The organism is Marinobacterium sp. xm-d-530 (genome assembly GCF_013283365.1).
GTDB lineage: Bacteria > Pseudomonadota > Gammaproteobacteria > Pseudomonadales > Balneatricaceae > Marinobacterium_E.
In genome coordinates, this window is sequence record NZ_WBYM01000002.1 from 359898 (window position 1) to 378883 (window position 18986).

Here is an 18986-nt window from a genome sequence, read left to right on the forward strand (position 1 = left end):
CTAGCGTTCTACGTACTCACGTTTGTGATCGCTAATCGCCGCCAAACGGAAGCGACCCTGTGTATCGGGCTCAATCACATGTTGCCCACCATCACGTGGATCTGGGTAACGGTAAAGGGTGAGATACTCTTCGTAGCTCAACTCAGTCCGATCCTTTAACAGTTCAGCGTGGCGGCCTGTATTCAACGCCGATTGGTAGCCAGACACCACCTTAGCGGTAAAGAACTCACTGACTGAACCCGATCCATAACTGAACAGCCCGATGCGTTTATCGGTTAAATCTTCGTTGAGTTGCTCAAGAAGGGAGCAGAGCCCAATATACATTGACGCTGTGTAACAGTTACCGATCAAACGGTTGTAGATGAGTGTTGGTTCAATCTGAGCAGCAAGCTCTTCCGGAGTTTGACCCGTCTTATTGACACGAGCTAACTGTGAGTGAGCTTTCTGTGCCATCTTGCCGAACGGCAGGTGGTAACAGAAATAGTCGATATCACCGTAGCGAACTGAACTCTCTTCACAGAAGTTTTCCCAGCTACGTTTTAACGATGTTAGGTAAATTTTGGTCGAGTATTTGCCATCAACCAGCGCCGTTGTTCGGTAGTTGGGACGCCAAAAATCCATCACATCTTCAGTATGAGTACCCGATTCTGGTTCAATCTCTAGAACTCTTGGATTTGCTTTAATCAGCATTGCAACCGCACCACAACCCTGGGTGGCTTCACCTGGAGAGTCCAGATCGTAACGGGCCACATCGGAGGCGATCACAAGCACCTGTTTACTTGGGTTACGAGCAACCAGTGCACTGGCCATTTGAACGGCCGCTGTTGCACTGTAACAAGCGTGTTTGAGCTCAACGACGCGGCAACGACTGTTCAATCCCAACAGACGATGTACATAGACTCCCGCCGCTTTGGATTGATCAATACCGGTTTCAGTCGCAAACAGAATCGTTGAGATAGCATCGGTTCCAATGCGCTCAACAATGGGAAGTGCAGCGTTCGCAGCAAGCGTGACGATATCCTCATCATGCGCCGCCATCGCCATCTTCTCTTGACCAATACCATCGTAATACTTGTTAGGATCAGTGCCTTGACGTTCAGCCAGCGTGCGCAAATCGAGGTAGTAGCTCGATGTATAAAAGCTGATTTCGTCGATACCTACGGACATACTTTGATCAAATCCTTAAAACTGTTCGATGATAAGCGCTCGCTGACCCTTAAGCGCTGTCGTACTGGGCACACCTAAAAGAAACAGTGCCGTTACATATTCACGTTTGATACGTTCAATTACGTCGACAACCGCTTCAGCGGATTGCATTGCCGGTTGCAGTAGAGGCGCTGCAAATCCCCCCAGCGAGGCGCCGAGTATAACAGACTTAGCTAGATCAATCCCATTGCGTAGACCACCACTGGCAATCAACGTACTCTTATCCTGCCAAGGCTGACATTGATCTAACGCCACTGGAGTTGGTAATCCCCAATCTTGAAATAACAGCCCAAGATCATCCTGATCACGACGATGATGTTCGATTCGACTCCAAGAGGTTCCACCACTGCCTGCCACATCGAAATAGCGAACACCTGCTCGGTAACCAAGCTCCACATCGGCGGCCGACAGGCCAGAACCCACCTCTTTCAACCAGACTGGAACGGACAAACCCTCGACAACCTGTTGGATCTGATCCGTCAGATTCGCGAAATTACGATCACCCTCTGGCTGAATAGCCTCCTGCAAAGGGTTCAAGTGAAGGTAGAGAGCATCAGCCTTAAGCAGGTCAACCGCAGCCTGACACTGCTCCAGTGAAAAACCATAGTTGAGCTGCACAGCACCAACATTGCCAATCAATAACGCATTGGGAGCAACCGATCGAAGATCAAAACTACTCTTAGCCGACTCATCACTGAACATCACTCGCTGCGAACCCACCGCCATCGCCACACCACAACGCTCGGCTGCTTCTGCAAGATTACGGTTAATGGTTCGGATCAACTCATGATCACCACCCGTCATCGATGAAATAAGCATCGGGAAGCTTAGCGATTTACCCAACAATTCAATGGACGGATCGATCTTTTCGAAATCGAGCTCTGGCAACGCCCTGTGCGTTAACTTGATACGATCGAAGTAGCGCGCATCACGATCGGTCTCTGCATCCTGCAGAATCGCATTGATGTGCTCAATTTTTCGATCGTTGGTCAGCTGACTCATTTGCGTTCCATTTGCAGGTGCGACTGCATCAGCTCACCTGGGTTAGTCTGCGCAGCAATCAGCGACAGCTCACCACACAGAACCGTAGCACCACAGATAGCCGCCAATCGACGTGCATTAGCACCCGGCTCACGATCATCTCGACAGCCAAGGCGTTCTAGGTTCTCTTCTACAAAGTCGATCCCTTTGCCGTTACCGACACTGCCGACGATTAGGTTGGGTAGCGTACAGCTGAAGTATAAATCGCCGTTGCGAACCTCAGCGTGAACCACACCTTGTGATCCCTCAATGATGTTGGCCGCATCCTGACCTGTCGCCAAGTAAAAGGCGAGCAGCATATTAGCGTAGTGCGCATTAGCACTGCGTAAACCGCCGGCAATCATTGTTCCGATCAGGTTTTTCTTGATGTTCAGATCAACAATTTTCTCTGGCGTAGAGTGAAGGCGGCGCTCAACGATATCCCGTGGAATCAGGATTTCACAAACCACATACTTACCACGACCAAGAATGCCATTAACGGCGGTCGCCTTTTTATCGGAGCAATAGTTACCGGATATAGAGCTGTACTGAAGGTGTGGATACTCTGTCAAAATCCAAGGGATCAGATGATCAGCAGCATTGGTCACCATATTGTGACCAGAAGCATCGCCCGTCGTAAACTCTAGGCGTAGGTAGATAAGGTTACCAACCACCTGAGAATTCAGATCAATTAACTTGGCGAAACGACTCGATTTTGCCACTACCTCATTGAGGTCATCCATTCGAGCTTTTAGAGACTGGATCGCTTGGTGCGCTGCATAGGCATCTTCCGCTTCAAGCAAAATCGAGCGGGTCATACGCTCATCAATCACACTGACTTTAATCCCCTCTTCACAGAGAGTAGAGATGCGTGCACCACGACCAACGGATGGCCACAGAGGGGTTTCGTAAGTGGCTAGAGGAACACTCAACTTCTCTTCAATCAGATGACCTGACAGTTTCATCGGACCGACCCAGCGCATTGGGATCGGAGCTTGAAGAATTTTGTGTGTTTTCATCCGCTGAAAATCCAATAAAAAAGGGTTGTAGCAACAACCCTTTAGGTTCAAAAACTAACTAAGAGCAATTTTATCGATCACATCTACCTGATGCAATTGATTGAACTCATAACAGAGCAACTGAGATCACTGAAAAAACAAAAAACCCGAGTCATCTTAACGATGATTCGGGCTTCGATTTAGCAAACTAGACTAGTTGACGATTAGTCGAACTTACGACCTTTGCTAGCAGCGATACGCATACGAAGTGCATTCAACTTAATGAAGCCAGCTGCGTCTTTCTGATCGTAAGAGCCTGCGTCATCTTCAAAGGTTGCAATGCTCTCGTCGAACAGACTCTCTTCAGAGCGACGACCAACAACCGTCACGTTACCTTTGTACAGCTTCACACGAACTTCACCGTTCACGTACTTCTGACTCTCGTCGATCATCGTTTGAAGCATCTTACGCTCTTCTGACCACCAGAAGCCGTTGTAGATGACTTTAGCGTAACGTGGCATCAACTCATCTTTTAGGTGAGCCGTTTCACGATCTAGAGTAATCGATTCAATCGCACGGTGTGCAGGCAGCATGATGGTTCCACCCGGTGTTTCGTAACAGCCACGTGACTTCATACCAACGAAACGGTTCTCTACGATATCAAGACGACCGATACCGTTTTCACCACCCACCTTGTTAAGGTAAGTCAATACGGTAGCTGGAGACATCTCTTCACCGTTGATCGCAACGATGTCACCCTGACGGTAGGTCAATTCAAGGTAAGTTGGCTGATCTGGAGCCTCCTCTGGAGAGACAGACCAACGCCACATATCGGCTTCAGCTTCTGCCCAAGGATCTTCAAGAATGCCGCCTTCGTATGAGATGTGAAGCAGGTTCGCATCCATAGAGTAAGGTGATTTTTTCTTTTTGTTAGAGAAATCGACTGGGATGTTGTGAGTTTCACAGTAAGCCATCAACTTCTCACGCGAGTTAAGATCCCACTCACGCCAAGGTGCAATGACGTGCACGCCCGGTTTCAGTGCGTAGGCACCCAATTCGAAACGTACCTGATCGTTACCTTTACCGGTCGCACCGTGTGAAATCGCATCAGCACCAGTCTCGTTAGCGATCTCAACCAGACGCTTAGCGATGAGTGGACGAGCGATTGAAGTACCCAGTAGGTATTCACCTTCGTAAATAGTGTTCGCACGGAACATTGGGAATACGTAGTCACGAACAAACTCTTCACGAAGATCTTCGATGTAGATCTCCTTGACGCCCAAGGCTTCAGCTTTAGCTCGCGCTGGCTCAACCTCTTCACCCTGACCGATGTCAGCAGTAAAGGTTACAACTTCGGCATTGTACTCATCTTGTAACCAACGAACGATTACAGAGGTATCCAAACCACCAGAATAAGCTAAAACGACTTTTTTAATGTCGGACATTGACGACTCCAACTACATGCTCACCCGATCTGGGTAGAGGTTAATACGGCGCACTGAACTCATGAATCAGACAGCGCTAAAATTTATGGGGGGAAATTATAGCGAACATTTAAATAAATATCAGTAGATCTGAGTTTTAACTCTGCCCTTATCCTTTGGATTTGTTAAACTCCATAAAACCCCATCGAAGAGTAAGGATCTACTGTGCCAAATTCGAAACAGCGTCACCCAATGGCAGACCGTTTCCGTGGTTATCTTCCCGTTGTTGTTGATGTCGAAACGGCTGGATTCAATGCTCAAACCGATGCTCTCTTAGAGATTGCAGCGGTCACTCTGACCATGGATGAAGAGGGCTACCTGATCGTAGATCAGTCAATTGAGGCGCACGTAGAGCCTTTCGAAGGGGCAAACCTAGAACAATCGGCGTTGGATTTCACCGGCATCGACCCTTGGTCGCCGGATCGTGAGGCCGAGCCAGAACTCATGGCGATGGAGAAGATCTTCAAGCCTATCCGCAAAGCGGTTAAAGCGCATGACTGCAAACGAGCCATTTTGGTTGGACATAACGCCCACTTTGATCATAGCTTTGTATGCAATGCAGCTGATCGTTGTGACATCAAGCGCAATCCATTCCACCCATTCTCCACTTTTGATACCGCCACACTGGCGGGTCTAGCGTATGGCCATACGGTCCTCGCTAAGGCGTGCGATCTCGCCGGAATTAGCTTCGACAACAAACAGGCGCACTCCGCTCTCTACGACACAGAGAAAACGGCCGAGCTATTTTGCATGATTGTCAATCAGTGGAAAGAGATGGGGGGATGGGACATGATGCTCGCCCTCAGAGAAGAGAGCGAGCTGGACTAACAAGCGTCAGCGGGGATTAACCCTCAGCGTTGTCACCCTCTTCAGATTTAGCCGCTTCAGAGACCAATGTCTGTAGTTCACCGCTCGCTGCCATATCACAGATAATGTCACACCCGCCGACTAGCTCACCATTAACCCACAACTGAGGGAAGGTCGGCCAGTTAGCGTACTTTGGTAGTTCTGCACGAATGTCAGGGTTCTCAAGGATGTTTACGAAAGCAAAACGTTCGTTACACGACATCAACGCTTCAGATGCACGTGATGAAAAACCACACTGAGGAAAGCGAGGTGTGCCTTTCATGTAAAGAAGAATGGCATTGCTTTCGATCTGTTCTTTAATTGTCTCTAAAGTGCTCATTAACTCACCTCTTAAATCTCATTGAACGAATGGGCGCACTATACAGTAAATCTGAGTAAAAAACTCGGTTATAACCACTCTAAGATTGCTTATTTTGTAAGCACAAAATAATATTAGTCTCCAGCGACAGCCACGGCTGTCTTTTTGCGTTTTATGGAGAACACTTTCAATGACCATGACCCCTGTAATGCCCACCTACGCTCGGTTACCTGTTGCTTTCACTCACGGTGAAGGCGTTTGGTTGTACGACACTGAGGGGCGACGCTATCTGGATGCACTTTCTGGCATTGCAGTAACTGGTCTTGGTCACGCTCACCCTGCCGTTACTCAAGCACTCAGCGAACAAGCCGCTAAACTGATTCACACCTCCAACCTGTACGAGATCTCTCTGCAACAGCAACTGGGTGAAAAGTTGTGTAAAGAGACCAATATGGAAGCGGTCTACTTCTGTAACTCCGGTGCGGAATCGAATGAGGCGGCAATCAAGATTGCTCGTAAATACGGTAACGATCGCGGCATCACTAATCCGTCTATCATTGTGATGGAACAGAGTTTTCATGGCCGCACCATGGCAACGCTGTCAGCCACGGGAAATCGTGCCATACAAGCGGGGTTTGAACCGCTTCTGAGTGGCTTCGTGCGCGTGCCATACGATGATGTTGAAGCGATTAAGAAGGTCGCATCAAACAACCGCAGCATTGTGGCGATTCTTGTAGAGCCCGTTCAGGGTGAAGGTGGCGTGCACGTCCCTACCGACGGCTACCTAAAAGCACTGCGTGAGATTTGTGATGAGAATGAGTGGCTGCTCATGCTTGATGAGGTTCAAACAGGTAATGGACGTACTGGCAAATACTTTGCATTCCAACATGAAGGTGTACAGCCTGACGTATTGACCACAGCAAAAGGTCTAGGCAACGGGGTTCCTATTGGTGCCTGCTTGGTTGCAAAACATGGCAACCATGTATTCGGTCCTGGTAACCACGGCTCAACCTACGGTGGTAATCCATTGGTATGTGCGGCGGCGCTTGCCGTTTACAACACCATCCAAAATGAAGAACTGATGGCCAATGCGATGGCTCGTGGCCAACAGATTCGTGATGGCTTGGCCTCTCGCTTTGCCGACCTTGAAGAATTTGTTGAGGTACGAGGCAAAGGGTTGATGATCGGTTGTCAGTTCAATACTGACATTGCTGGCTTAGCTAAACTTGCCTCTGACAATCAGCTATTGCTCAATGTGAATGGAGGAGGTAAGGTTATTCGATTGCTACCACCTCTAATCATCTCTGAGTCTGAAGCAGAGCAACTGATAGAGACTGTATCTGAGCTAGTTCATCAGCTACTTGCAAAGTAATCAAAACTAACTTTATTTAGGATATCGTCAGCCATGCATTTGGCTGACGTTTTAATTTTTATGGGAACAAGACACTTTCTAACTCTTCTAGACCTAACGCCTGAAGAGCTTAACAAACTGATCAATCGTGCGATTGAACTCAAACGCATGCGCAATGCGGGAGAGATCTACGAGCCACTCAAGAATCGCGTTATGGCGATGATCTTTGAAAAGTCGTCTACACGAACACGTGTCTCCTTCGAAGCAGGCATGGCACAGTTTGGTGGTCATGCGATGTTCCTATCCCCTCGCGACACCCAGCTGGGACGCGGTGAACCGATTGAAGACAGCGCTCGAGTCATCTCTAGCATGGTTGATGTAGTGATGATTCGCACCTTCAGCCACGAATTAGTTGAAACCTTTGCAGCCAACTCCAAGGTGCCGGTCATTAACGCGCTGACCGATGAGTTCCACCCCTGTCAGCTTCTTGCCGACATGCAGACCTATCAAGAGATCCGAGGTTCTATTAAAGGTAAGACCGTGGCATGGGTTGGTGATGGCAATAACATGTGCAGTAGCTACATCAATGCGGCTCGCCAGTTTGATTTCCATTTAAACGTCGCTTGTCCTAAAGGTTTTGAGCCAGATGCAGAGCTACTCGCCGCAAACCCTGGTCGTGTAACAATTACTCATGATCCCAAAGAAGCCGTTAAAGATAGCGACCTGGTTGTAACCGATGTTTGGGCATCAATGGGACAGGAGGAGGAAGAGGCTCTTCGTCTGAAGCGTTTTGATGGATTCCAAGTCAATACAGCATTGATGGATCTCGCTAAACCGGATGCTCTATTCATGCACTGCCTGCCGGCTCACCGCGGTGAAGAGGTCAGCGACGAAATGATGGACGACCCACGTTGCGTTGCATTTCAAGAAGCTGAAAACCGCCTACACGCCCAAAAAGCACTTCTGGAGTTCCTTCTAGTAGGCATTTAACCCTTTGAGTAAGCAGTCCATGGGCTGCTTACTTGATATGGTCTATACTGGCCTCAATGCAATTAGCTGGAGTCAGCCATGATCGATCTTCGACATCTTAAAACTCTTGTGGCATTAAGAGATGCCGGTAGCCTTGTCGAAGCTGCAGAGCGGGTTCACTTAACCCAATCGGCCCTCTCACACCAAATCAAAGATCTCGAAGAGCGCCTAAACTGCTCGCTGTTCATCCGCAAAACCAAACCGATTAGTTTTACCTCTGCTGGTCAACGCATACTATCGTTGGCGGATGATATTCTACCGATGATCCGAACAGCCGAGCGTGATATTGCTCGCTTAGCGGGTGGTGAAGTTGGTCGTTTGAATATCTGTATCGAGTGTCATAGCTGTTTTGATTGGCTCATGCCAACCATCGACTCATTCCGCAAGAATTGGCCTGAAGTTGAGATGGATCTTTCAACCGGCTTTACATTCCAGCCACTGCCTGCACTGGCTCGTGGTGATATCGACCTTGTTATCACATCGGATCCAGAGCCAAGAAACGGCATTCACTACGTTCCACTGTTCAGTTACGAATCGATGCTCGCCCTTAGTCGCCAACACCGACTCAACGCTAAAAAGCAGATTGAGCCGTCGGATCTATCGGAAGAGACCCTGATCACCTACCCCGTCGATCAAAACCGTTTGGATCTGTTCACACGATTTTTAGACCCAGCAGGTATCGAACCTCAAGAAATTCGCACGGCGGAGTTAACTGTTATGATGGTGCAGCTGGTTGCTAGTGGTCGAGGCGTGGCTGCGCTGCCAAATTGGGCACTGCACGAGTATCTTGAAAAGCAGTTCATCGATGCCAAGTCCTTGGGTGAAGAGGGTTTGTGGTGCACACTCTATGCGGCTATCCGCGAAGAGCAGAAAGAGTCAGACTTCATGCTGGACTTCCTAAGCACCGCGCAAGAGATCAGCTTTAAACGACTCAACGGTATTAAAGCCGCGATCACCAAGTTCGAAACCAACGATGAGTAAAGCTCAAGCCGTTACACTATCGATCGCAGCGATCAGAGATGAGATGGAGCGTTTATCTCTGTGGGAAGCATCGCCACCCTCAGAGGAAGCGTTAAACAGCCAGCAACCTTTTTGCATCGACACGCTTGAGTTTACTCAGTGGTTGCAGTGGATTTTGATACCTAGGCTGGAAGCCCTTTTAAAAACTAATATTCCTCTGCCTGACTCTAGTGACATCCACCCCTATGCCGAAGAGGCATTGAAGAGTCGTACAGAGAACACCCAATTAATCGCTCAGATTCAACAACTCGATAGTGCACTCAGCGGGGATACTAATGGCTGAAAGCTACGGTCTATTTGAACAGATACTGCTTATTTTCATTGGTGCCGTTATTGCCACCACCCTGTTCAGACGTTTAAAACTGCCAGCCATTTTGGCCTACCTAGCTATGGGCGCCCTGATTGGCCCGTTTGCGCTTCAAGTTGCACACCCCGATCAGATGGCGCTGCTTTCGGAGCTTGGCGTTGTATTCCTTCTGTTCATGCTGGGTCTTGAGTTCTCATTGCCAAAAATGATTGCCATGCGCAAAACCGTTCTTGGCTTAGGTTCAGCCCAAGTCATTACTACCTCCGCTATTTTCATCGGCTTATCGCTACTAATGGGAATGGAGTTGGCACCCTCCATCGTTCTAGCCGGTGCATTAGCTTTATCATCAACGGCCATCGTGACTAAGGAGCTCATTCGACTCCAGCAGCTAGGCCAACCACATGGGCAACTATCCTTTGGGATTCTGCTATTTCAAGATATTGCCGCGGTCGTTTTTCTGATCTTAGTCCCTGCGCTTGGAACCAGCACCGCTGAAAGCAGCGAATCAATCATCTGGCCACTACTGCAAGGCGCCGGATTGCTTCTACTGCTTCTCATACTTGGGCACAAAATTCTGCCTGCGCTGTTTAATGAGATTGCCCGTGAACGCTCGGATGAGCTATTTGTACTGGTTGCACTGGTCACCGCTATGACGGCAGCTTGGATTACTCACGCAGCGGGCCTATCAATGGCTTTAGGTGGCTTCTTAGCGGGCATGATGTTGGGCGAGAGTCACTTTAAGCATCAACTTGAGAATGACATACGCCCATTTAGAGATGTGCTGCTTGGCCTCTTCTTCGTCACTGTGGGTATGCAGCTTGATCTGTCTGCGCTGGTTGAAAACATCCACTGGGTTATTCTAACGACTCTGATGCTGGTCACGGCGAAAACCCTCGTCATTTTGCTGCTAGGTCGTCTATTCGGTAATAACGCAAACACCTCCCTGAAAGCAGGCATCAGTCTAGCTCAAGGCGGTGAGTTTGGCTTTGCCCTACTCGCGGTTGCTCTGACCTATCACGTGATCGACAGTGACCTAAACGCTGTCTTAGTCTCCACCATTATCATTTCGATGGTCATTACACCTAGTCTATTAGATAAAGCCGATTGGATTGCAGAGCGCTTTTTCCCAACCGCAAACAGCAGTGAATCTGTGCCAGAGCACCAACATGCTGATGCCGCCAGCCAACATCACGAACTCGCAGACCATGTCATCATTTGTGGCTATGGTCGTGTTGGACAGATTGTGGCTCGTTTTCTGAAGCAGATGGGGATTCAATACGTAGCCATCGATCCGGACCCGATTCGCATTAAAGAGGCCTCTTCAGCCGGTGAGCCTGCCTATTACGGCGATGCCAAACGTGTCGATATTATGCGAGGCTTAGGAGCTGCGAAGGCTCGCCTTATTATTCTGACGCTGCCTAACCCCAAGTCGAGCCTTGAGACGTTAAAACAGATCAAGCGCGAATTCGGTGATATCCCAGTACTCGTTAGAACCCAGGATGATTATCACTTAGAGCAGTTTCAGATATACGGCGCAGCAGAGGTGGTACCTGAGGCCCTTGAGGGCAGCCTAATGTTGGTCTCTCACGTCCTCACACTGCTGGATGTTCCCGCCGATATCATCAAAGAGCGAATTCGTACCGTAAGATCACAACGTTATCGGATATTGCATGGTTTCGTTCACGGCGGACAATCCCTGAAAGCCGATTTAGACCCAAGCCGTGTGATTCAAAAGCACGCGGTTACTCTCTCTGAGAATGCCTATGCTTGTGGCAAAACCCTAGACGCTCTCGAGCTAGAATTAGAGATCAGCTCACTGATTCAACAGGGTGAGGAGATCGACAATCCATCGGGTACTCTGCAACTTAATGAGGGTGATACTTTGATTCTGAACGGATCGCCTAGGGAGATTGAACAGGCAGAAGAGAGGATTCTGCTCGGCAACCTGTGATTCGCTCGCCGACATGGTAAAATCGCGTGCTTAGAAAATGGAGTCAGCGATGAGCGATCAACAGGTAACTTTAACCGCACTATTCAAACAGGCCGGAACCGCGATGCGTATCTATGATCTCGGCCGTCGTATCAGAGCATTCAGTGCTGACGAGTTTGAACGCATCGAGACTCAGGCCACCCCTTACCCTACTCCCTACCTGCAGCACGCATGGATCGCGCTGCTACTTTGGAATCCTAAGTCTGCTGATGAGAATGCCGTCTGGTTTTTGAAGTTACCGCTTGATGAGCAAGGGTTTCTGCTCAGCGCTGTGCGTGATGATATCGTCAATCGCCTACTGCAAAACGTTCAATCCAGTATCGACGGTGTTCCAACAGAAGACAGCCTCAAAGAGAATCCTTTTGCGTTTAAACCAAGCGATGAAAAGATGGCACTATTTCATGCCAAAGCAGCACTGGATAACCAACAAGCAGCATCAGCCTATTACGAGCCTGTGCAGCAATTTATCAGCCAACCCAACCTTGATACTGGCTGGGAGAACTTGTCACTTCAAGGCTTGGCTGATTTTGTTGTAAGACTTGAACAGTCCGGTAACGAAGCCACTCTTGTGAACGCACTGAATCAGCTTCCAGAAGGCTTACACGCACAAGTTCTTGGGTTGCTTGAACACGCAAAGCCTAGCAGCGACCTATCCGAAAAGCTGTTGCATCAGCTAACAGAGGCATTAAGCGAAAACAGAGACCCTGTGCTTATCTCGCTTCTTATCCGTGCGCTCTCTAGTGCTAAAACAGAAAGCCATACGCATCAGGCGATTGAAGCTGTTCTCAATAGCAGAGCAGCACAGAGTGCTGAGCTGCTCGCTGCGATCGCTACCCGTTGTGAAAATGCGCTGCTTGAGCCAACACTTCTAACTCTGTTTTTAGAGGCTCTAGCTAAGTGTGATGCCGGGCAGAACGCCTTCAGTCGTATCCTAGCAGACTTGATGTACCTGCCGGTGCATCGAGTCTTGATGGTTCAAGCGCTTCGCTCATCCTCGGTGTCCGATGCACTGAAACAGGCAACCGATCAAATGTTCGGCCCACACTTTCGCCAACCACAATAGGCTCTTGCAATGAACAGTGTTCGCGCTATCGCTCACCGATTAACTCGTCAAACTGGTGATCAGTCATTTCACCTAAAAGAGCAACCTATTGGGTCAGAACTGAATGCCCGAAAACTGCTGAACGAAATCGATCAAGTATTCACACGCAGGGCCACCAAGCGTTATGGCCGTTTTGCGGATGAGGCAACGAGCTTCAAAGGACTCCTGCTGAACTGGCAAGAGAAGGGTCTGGACCTGACTCAATTCAGTTCCAAAGTGATCGAGCTGTTAGCGGTGATGTTTGAGAGTGAGGATTTAGAGACGGATGGTTACTGGGCGTTCATCGAGCAAGATGAAACTGACCTGCACGAACTCTGGATAGCTCAATTAAAACAGTCCGACGGATGGTGTTTTGATGAGAGCAATGAGCTGATTGAATCAGAACAGCTTGAGTTTTCAAAAATGGGGCTCTGTTGCTGCATCGATCTAAAGCGCCTGTTTGACCCTAGTGCCAGTCGCTACCTAACCTTAGGCTTCGGTTTTGGTGACCGCTCCGCCACTCGAGCTTTGGCTGAGTTTATTGGCTTCTTCGATACTGTAGATACTCAAGCTGACACAGAACGCTTCATGGAGGTGGTTCGTGACTACAGTGCCAATATGCCGGAAGAGTCTGGTAAACGTTATCAGAAAGAGGTCGCCGAGTTCTGTATAGAACAATCCAAAGCGGGTGAGTCCGTAAGTTATCGTGACCTAACTGCCTCTGTTGAAAGTGACCAAGAGGTTGGGTTTGATCAATACATCGCCTCTGAAGCCCCAGAACTTAAAGAGCAGTTCATTCCCGATCGCGCCAGTCTGAAAAAATACGTTCGCTACACCGGCAGAACGCGTGAGGTATCGATCAGCTTCAGCAACGAATCCCTCGGGAAATCGATCTCTTTCGATCCAAACAGTGAAACTTTGACAGTAAAGGATCTACCTGCGAACCTGATCAAGCAGCTCAAAGAGCAACTCGAGCCAGAGACTAAGGAGTAACCGATGCACTTTTTCATCATCATCGCGGGGGTCGCTTTCTTCATCTATTGGAAGTTTTTTAGACCACGCCAATTAGAAGTATTTATCGTTTCGGTCATTGCCACAATGATCACCATGACGCTGGTCGCGATTGTGTTTGATGATGTGAAATTGGGCTTTCTCTTTTCAGTATCGATTCTGGGGTGGAGTAAACTGTTTGACCAACTGATCAGCGATCAAAATGCCTCGAAAATGTCGAAGCACCTTAAACGCTTTCTTGGAAGAAAATAGTTCTCTTGAATCTGACTATTGAGTAGTCGGCAGCGTCCAACCACGATCTTGAGCCGTTGCTAAACTCTGCTGGTACTGTCGCGAACGGACATTAGAGCCCTCAGGCAAGGTCAAGTAATAGAGCAATTTGCAGGCTTCAGCCTCATCGATCTGATGGGTTTTAGCAAACTCGAGCATGGTGGTTGCATGCGTCACTTCGCTTTTGGCTTCAATCGCAACAGTCACTGGTTGATCAATCGTCTCACCAGCACGCACCCGCTTTGAAATCATATCGTAGTAGTATCGAAAACGTGGGTAGATATTGGCTTCCGCCTCCCCTCGAATCTCATACCAACCGGTCTGCTTGGCCGCCTCATAGACAGCAGGGTGAGACCAATCGTGATGATGATCGCCCGCGTATCGACAAGCCTCTTGGTAAGCTTCATAACTGCTAGGAAGACCAAAGTCTGCTCCAACCTCTTTTAGTATGTTGAGGAACTCTGAGATGGATGGCATCCAAGCTAAGGTCTCTTTACAACGATTAATAGCCGCTACCAGTTCATTTTCACCATAGCCAGAGATGCTCATTGCCCACTCACGTTTGGCAATCATAATCTCCTGCTCGGTTTCAAAAGCACTTTTGAATTTATGGCCATAGATCGCCATGAAACGAGCAAACACCATGTTGACCATCGCTTTGGTCTCTTGGCTGATCAGCTCGCGTTGCGGCGCCTCATGTTCCGGCGTACTGAGTGAGCGATTACCAGTCGAGGTTTTTGAGGTCCATGACGGCTGCGGTAACCCGTTTTCGGTTTTCCCGAGTATCTCGTCGACTTTTTTCATGCTGCCCACCGGCTTGTGAAGATTCGTTAAAACGTTCAGCTTTAGCCGAACGGCTCTCTTGATCACGAACGGCACGTTTTACCCAGGCTAAGAATTTCTGGTTCCAAACGCTCTGGTGATCAAGTTTATCCAGATAGTAGAGTGTAAATTCATCAAGATGCGATTCCGCAAATCGAGCTTCAATACCATGCTGCTGAAGCAACTGATAGAAACTCTCATCAGGCCTCCAAGAGACATCCATACGAATTTGAAGTTTGCGTTTTTGTTCAGCCGCTTCGAAAATTTCGTCCAACTCATTGGTTGATCGACGCCAGCCACCACCAAAACTGGGCGGCACGTTCCGTCTAGAGTTTGGCAAACGATGAGTTTGAGGTCGAGCAGCTGTCGCCTGGATGGCTGCAGGCGCTTGTTTTGTCGCAGGCGTTGCTACGGATTGAGAAGCTCCCTTTTCAAAACTAATCAGCAGTTGATCATCAGATACTTGCAGACCAAACAGGGATTCAGATGCCAGCGTGTAAAGATGCTCAAGCAACTGTGCCTCACTCCAGAAGGGGCAACGCTCCTGCAACGCAGACAATGAGAGAGTTAACTCATCTGCTTTGACAATAAGGCGGTACTGTTCAATCAGACCCAACAGCAGCGCACCATCCACACCATACTTGGATGCTAGGGATGGGGAGACAGATAGAGGCTGTTCGGGTAGATCGTTCATCAATACACTCTCAAAATTGATCAATTATTTTAACAGCGCCGATTGATCCATAACAGTAGAAACCTCATTACTGTTTGAACTCTTGTGGAAAGTATCCCGTTTTTAAGTAGACTGAATTTAGTCTTAGTATAAGAGTGACCTATGTTTCCAGAGAAAATGAATCCCTTAAGGGCACGCCGTTTAGGGATTGATACACACCACGAACCCAACATCTACCTTCGTTCAGACAGTTCTGTCTGCAAATCGGAAGGGTTTAACAGCCTAACGCGCGTCCTCGTCTCGACAGAACAGAATCACATGATCGCCACGTTGAATATCGTGACGGGAGACCTAATTGACGAGGGGGAGATCGGACTCTCTGAATCGGCTTGGGAGAAACTTAAACTGATAGGACATGAGTCCATATGGCTGTCTCACCCAAGGCCTGTTCATTCGCTGTCGCATGTGCGATCAAAGGTCTATGGCCATAAATTAAATGAAGAGCAGTTTAGCGAAATTATTAATGACATCGTTGATGAACGTTACGCTGATGTTTACTTAGCCGCCTTTATTACCGCCTGTGGTGACGACAAGTTAGATGATGAAGAGATCACCTCTCTCACGCGCGCAATGATCAATGCTGGAAGCACTATTGATTGGGGGCTAGATCAGGTCCTAGACAAACACTGTGTGGGTGGTTTACCCGGCAACCGCACCACGCCCATTGTGGTCTCCATATTAACGGCTGCAGGCTTAACCATTCCCAAAACCTCTTCACGAGCAATCACCTCGCCGGCCGGTACCGCTGACACCATGGAGACGCTCACAGATGTCAGTCTCACCTTAGATCAGATGCGAGAGGTCGTTCACTCGGAAGGAGGTTGTTTAGCCTGGGGAGGGTCCGTGAGGCTGAGCCCTGCTGACGATCTACTCATTCAAGTAGAACGCGCACTCGATATCGACAGTGAAGGACAGCTGATCGCCTCTGTTTTATCAAAAAAAGTAGCCGCAGGCGCGACCCACGTTTTGATCGACATTCCAGTAGGGCCAACCGCTAAAGTTAGAGATGATGAAGCCGCCGATAAGCTAGCAAACAGTTTTAAACGAGTGGCTGATAACTTAGGTGTCACCTTAGCCATTGTTAAGACAGACGGGACTCAACCGGTCGGTGAAGGAATTGGACCCGCTCTTGAAGCGCGAGATATTGTCCGAGTTTTAAAATGTGATGAGCAAGCACCTCAGGATCTGCTAAATCGCGCGGTCTACCTTGCCGGTGCAATGCTCGATTTAAGCGGTAAAGTATCACCTGGCGAAGGTGAAAAGCTCGCCAGAGAGTTGGTTACAACGGGGAAAGCTTGGGAGAAATTTGTTGCCATCTGTCAGGCGCAAGGCGCTTTTAAAGAGCCACCTATAGCCCACTATCGTTACGAAATGTTAGCGGAGAAGGATGGCACTCTCGCCACTGTTGATAATCGTATCCTAGCCAAAGTCGCCAAGTTGGCCGGTGCGCCAGCTGATGCGGCGGCGGGGGTTGATCTACACGTTAAAGTAGGCGATCTGATCAAACGTGGGCAGCCCATGCTAACGATTCATGCTGAACACATTGGCGAGCTAAACTACGCGGTAGACTATCTGCAATCACACCTACAAATTTTAACCTTTGGTGAATAGGTGACTTATGAAAAAAACCATTCTATTTAATCTATCTCCAAGCCACCCTATTCCGGAGAAACTCGCTGAAGCTACCGGTCTACCACTAGGTCAATTTGAAATCCGTCACTTCCCTGATGGGGAGACGTTTCTCAGGGTTGATACCGACGTAGCAGAATCCAACGTGGTTATTTTCTGCGACCTATACCAACCCAATGAGAAACTTTTTCCATTACTCAGTTTTGCAGAAAATGCTCGCGAGCTAGGCGCTAGCAATATCTGTCTGATCACACCCTATCTTCCGTATATGCGCCAAGACAAACGTTTTCATACTGGCGAATCGATCACCTCTAGACACTTTGCTAAGCACCTATCCCTCGCCTTTGATGCACTGATAACGGTCGATCCACACCTACATCGTTATCCAACACTGGATGCGGTTTATACACTCAACGGAATGGTCTGCACGGCGCAAACGGTGATTACCGAGTTCCTAAAAACGCAAACCGACAACTTATTATTGATCGGCCCTGATGAAGAGAGTGAACAGTGGGTAGCTGCCATCGCAAACGCATCTAATCGCCCCTATCAGATCCTGTTGAAAGAGCGATCAGGTGATTACGATGTCTCTGTGACAGAGCCTGAACTGGCCCAATACAGAGGCTATTGTCCTGTATTAGTCGATGACATCATCTCCAGCGGCAGAACCATGCTAGCGACCATTGAACACTTGGAGTCAGCGGAGATGGGTAAACCTTTGATCATCGGAGTCCATGGTATTTTCGCTAAAGATGCATATGCACTATTGAAAGATATTGCCGAAATTCACAGCTGCAACAGCATTGTCCATGAGACGAACTCATTAGATCTGACACCGGTCATAGCTACGCAATTGATGGGCTATCTTGAACAGCTGTAATGGGTAGTGATTTAAACGTTAAACTGATCGAGGGTTTTCTCAGTTCTAAAGAAGCAGATGCACTGCTCACAGAGCTCACAGACACCTTAGAGTGGCGCCAAGAGAGTATTACCCTTTATGGAAAAAGCCACCCTATTCCAAGACTGCAGTGCTTTGTAGCATCAAAAGGTGTCAGTTATCGTTACTCTAATCTGACAATGGAGGGTAGCGGCTTTCCGAACATTCTCGAATCCATTAAAGACAAAATCGAGTCAACGGCCAACCACACATTTAATGCCGTTCTTTGTAACCTCTATCGAGATGGGCATGACAGTATGGGGTGGCACAGTGATAACGAGCCAGAACTGGGCGAACAGCCTGTCATCGCGTCACTGTCACTAGGGAGCTCTCGCACCTTTCGATTTAGAGATCTAAAGAGTAGAAAAGAGACCGTCGACTTTGAACTCAGCCACGGCTCTCTGCTGATCATGAACGCTGGAGTTCAAGAGTATTGGGAGCACTCAGTGCCAAAACGTCTTCGCGTTAAACAACCGAGAATCAATCTAACCTTTCGACTAATCGATCCAGCTCGCTAGCCAACGCATAACAGGTTCTGCTGGCTCAGGATCTTTATTGGCATCAACATAGAGCGGCTCAACCAACGATTGAGCCTTCAGTTTTGAAAACACTTCAAACAGTCGTTTGGCCGCCCCGTTGAAATAGTCATAACTTGAATCCCCTAACCCTACCAATGCAAAGCGCTGATGGGTTAAATCGGGCTCTTCATCTAATAGATCACAGTAGAGCGGCATCAAACCGTCTGGGATGTCTCCCATTCCTGTCGATGCCGTCATAATCAGCAGGGAAGCTGATGGATCAAGATCAGAGAGCTCGGGTGTATCTAGCCATTCACACTGATGTCCCTGAGTGGTCAGAAATTCCTGACACTCATCAGCCAATTCAATAGTTGAACCATAAACGGTACCGACGATGATTTGAAACTTAGACATC

At 48.5% G+C, this 18986-nt stretch carries 20 protein-coding genes; 12 read left to right on the plus strand and 8 right to left on the minus strand.

The features are described 5' to 3' along the window. From XMD530_RS05035 to XMD530_RS05050, 4 genes are all read right to left on the minus strand, one after another. Positions 1-1167, minus strand: a complete 1167-nt coding sequence (locus XMD530_RS05035) for a hydroxymethylglutaryl-CoA synthase (RefSeq protein ID WP_173506842.1) — start codon at positions 1165-1167, stop codon at positions 1-3. A 15-nt stretch (positions 1168-1182) separates the two neighbouring features. Next, on the minus strand, positions 1183-2208 hold the full coding sequence (gene fni / locus XMD530_RS05040; RefSeq protein WP_173483228.1) for a type 2 isopentenyl-diphosphate Delta-isomerase: 1026 nt from the start codon (positions 2206-2208) through the stop codon (positions 1183-1185). Then, positions 2205-3245, minus strand: a complete 1041-nt coding sequence (locus tag XMD530_RS05045) for a hydroxymethylglutaryl-CoA reductase (protein ID WP_173483229.1) — start codon at positions 3243-3245, stop codon at positions 2205-2207. Before XMD530_RS05045 ends, fni begins: the two co-directional genes overlap by 4 nt. A gap of 203 nt (positions 3246-3448) precedes the next feature. Further along, on the minus strand, positions 3449-4669 hold the full coding sequence (locus tag XMD530_RS05050; protein ID WP_173483230.1) for an argininosuccinate synthase: 1221 nt from the start codon (positions 4667-4669) through the stop codon (positions 3449-3451). Between the two features lie 231 nt (positions 4670-4900). Here XMD530_RS05050 and rnt point away from each other — a divergent pair, with 231 nt between their 5' ends. Further along, a complete protein-coding gene (gene rnt / locus XMD530_RS05055; protein ID WP_173483279.1) occupies positions 4901-5536 on the plus strand; it encodes a ribonuclease T in 636 nt (211 codons plus the stop codon). A 16-nt stretch (positions 5537-5552) separates the two neighbouring features. Here rnt and grxD read toward each other — a convergent pair whose 3' ends face one another. Next, the gene (gene grxD, locus XMD530_RS05060; RefSeq protein ID WP_173483231.1) at positions 5553-5894 is read right to left on the minus strand and encodes a Grx4 family monothiol glutaredoxin; all 342 of its coding nucleotides are present in this window, start codon (positions 5892-5894) and stop codon (positions 5553-5555) included. A 169-nt stretch (positions 5895-6063) separates the two neighbouring features. On the opposite strand from grxD, the gene XMD530_RS05065 reads away from it, so the two are divergent. From XMD530_RS05065 to XMD530_RS05100, 8 genes are all read left to right on the plus strand, one after another. Further along, on the plus strand, positions 6064-7245 hold the full coding sequence (locus tag XMD530_RS05065; RefSeq protein ID WP_217363899.1) for an aspartate aminotransferase family protein: 1182 nt from the start codon (positions 6064-6066) through the stop codon (positions 7243-7245). Between the two features lie 60 nt (positions 7246-7305). After that, positions 7306-8214, plus strand: coding sequence for an ornithine carbamoyltransferase (argF, locus tag XMD530_RS05070; RefSeq protein ID WP_173483232.1), 909 nt, complete (start codon positions 7306-7308; stop codon positions 8212-8214). A 78-nt stretch (positions 8215-8292) separates the two neighbouring features. Further along, entirely contained in the window at positions 8293-9234 is a 942-nt protein-coding gene (locus XMD530_RS05075) for a LysR family transcriptional regulator (protein ID WP_173483233.1), read from the plus strand. After that, positions 9227-9556: a YqcC family protein gene (locus XMD530_RS05080; RefSeq protein WP_173483234.1), complete on the plus strand. Its 330-nt coding sequence runs from the start codon at positions 9227-9229 to the stop codon at positions 9554-9556. Before XMD530_RS05075 ends, XMD530_RS05080 begins: the two co-directional genes overlap by 8 nt. Then, a complete protein-coding gene (locus tag XMD530_RS05085) occupies positions 9549-11531 on the plus strand; it encodes a monovalent cation:proton antiporter family protein (RefSeq protein ID WP_173506843.1) in 1983 nt (660 codons plus the stop codon). Before XMD530_RS05080 ends, XMD530_RS05085 begins: the two co-directional genes overlap by 8 nt. A gap of 49 nt (positions 11532-11580) precedes the next feature. Further along, the gene (locus XMD530_RS05090) at positions 11581-12633 is read left to right on the plus strand and encodes a DUF3549 family protein (protein ID WP_173489076.1); all 1053 of its coding nucleotides are present in this window, start codon (positions 11581-11583) and stop codon (positions 12631-12633) included. 9 nt (positions 12634-12642) lie between these two features. Then, positions 12643-13644 carry a nucleoid-associated protein gene (locus tag XMD530_RS05095; protein WP_173494314.1) on the plus strand — a complete coding sequence of 334 codons (1002 nt, stop codon included), beginning with the start codon at positions 12643-12645 and terminating at the stop codon, positions 13642-13644. Positions 13645-13647: 3 nt separating this feature from the next. Continuing rightward, a complete protein-coding gene (locus tag XMD530_RS05100; protein ID WP_173481997.1) occupies positions 13648-13914 on the plus strand; it encodes a hypothetical protein in 267 nt (88 codons plus the stop codon). Positions 13915-13929: 15 nt separating this feature from the next. Here the strand turns inward: XMD530_RS05100 and XMD530_RS05105 are convergent, their stop codons facing one another. Together XMD530_RS05105 and XMD530_RS05110 are read right to left on the minus strand one after the other, a co-directional pair. Beyond that, positions 13930-14736 (minus strand): replication protein P, encoded by an 807-nt coding sequence (locus tag XMD530_RS05105; RefSeq protein ID WP_173506844.1) that lies wholly within the window; start codon positions 14734-14736, stop codon positions 13930-13932. After that, positions 14654-15448 carry a DnaT-like ssDNA-binding domain-containing protein gene (locus XMD530_RS05110; protein ID WP_173483239.1) on the minus strand — a complete coding sequence of 265 codons (795 nt, stop codon included), beginning with the start codon at positions 15446-15448 and terminating at the stop codon, positions 14654-14656. Before XMD530_RS05110 ends, XMD530_RS05105 begins: the two co-directional genes overlap by 83 nt. A gap of 141 nt (positions 15449-15589) precedes the next feature. On the opposite strand from XMD530_RS05110, the gene XMD530_RS05115 reads away from it, so the two are divergent. Genes XMD530_RS05115 through XMD530_RS05125 form a run of 3 tightly spaced genes read left to right on the plus strand, consistent with a single transcriptional unit; the run spans position 15590 to position 18571 of the window. Further along, positions 15590-17098, plus strand: a complete 1509-nt coding sequence (locus XMD530_RS05115; protein ID WP_173483240.1) for a thymidine phosphorylase family protein — start codon at positions 15590-15592, stop codon at positions 17096-17098. A gap of 7 nt (positions 17099-17105) precedes the next feature. Continuing rightward, positions 17106-17996, plus strand: coding sequence for a ribose-phosphate diphosphokinase (locus tag XMD530_RS05120; RefSeq protein WP_173506367.1), 891 nt, complete (start codon positions 17106-17108; stop codon positions 17994-17996). Beyond that, entirely contained in the window at positions 17996-18571 is a 576-nt protein-coding gene (locus XMD530_RS05125) for an alpha-ketoglutarate-dependent dioxygenase AlkB (protein WP_173506368.1), read from the plus strand. The genes XMD530_RS05120 and XMD530_RS05125 overlap by 1 nt, the downstream gene beginning before the upstream one ends. On the opposite strand, the gene XMD530_RS05130 is transcribed toward XMD530_RS05125, so the two are convergent. Then, positions 18551-18985 carry a flavodoxin domain-containing protein gene (locus tag XMD530_RS05130; protein WP_173506845.1) on the minus strand — a complete coding sequence of 145 codons (435 nt, stop codon included), beginning with the start codon at positions 18983-18985 and terminating at the stop codon, positions 18551-18553. The two genes, XMD530_RS05125 and XMD530_RS05130, sit on opposite strands and share 21 nt — an antisense overlap. Position 18986: the final 1 nt, after the last annotated feature.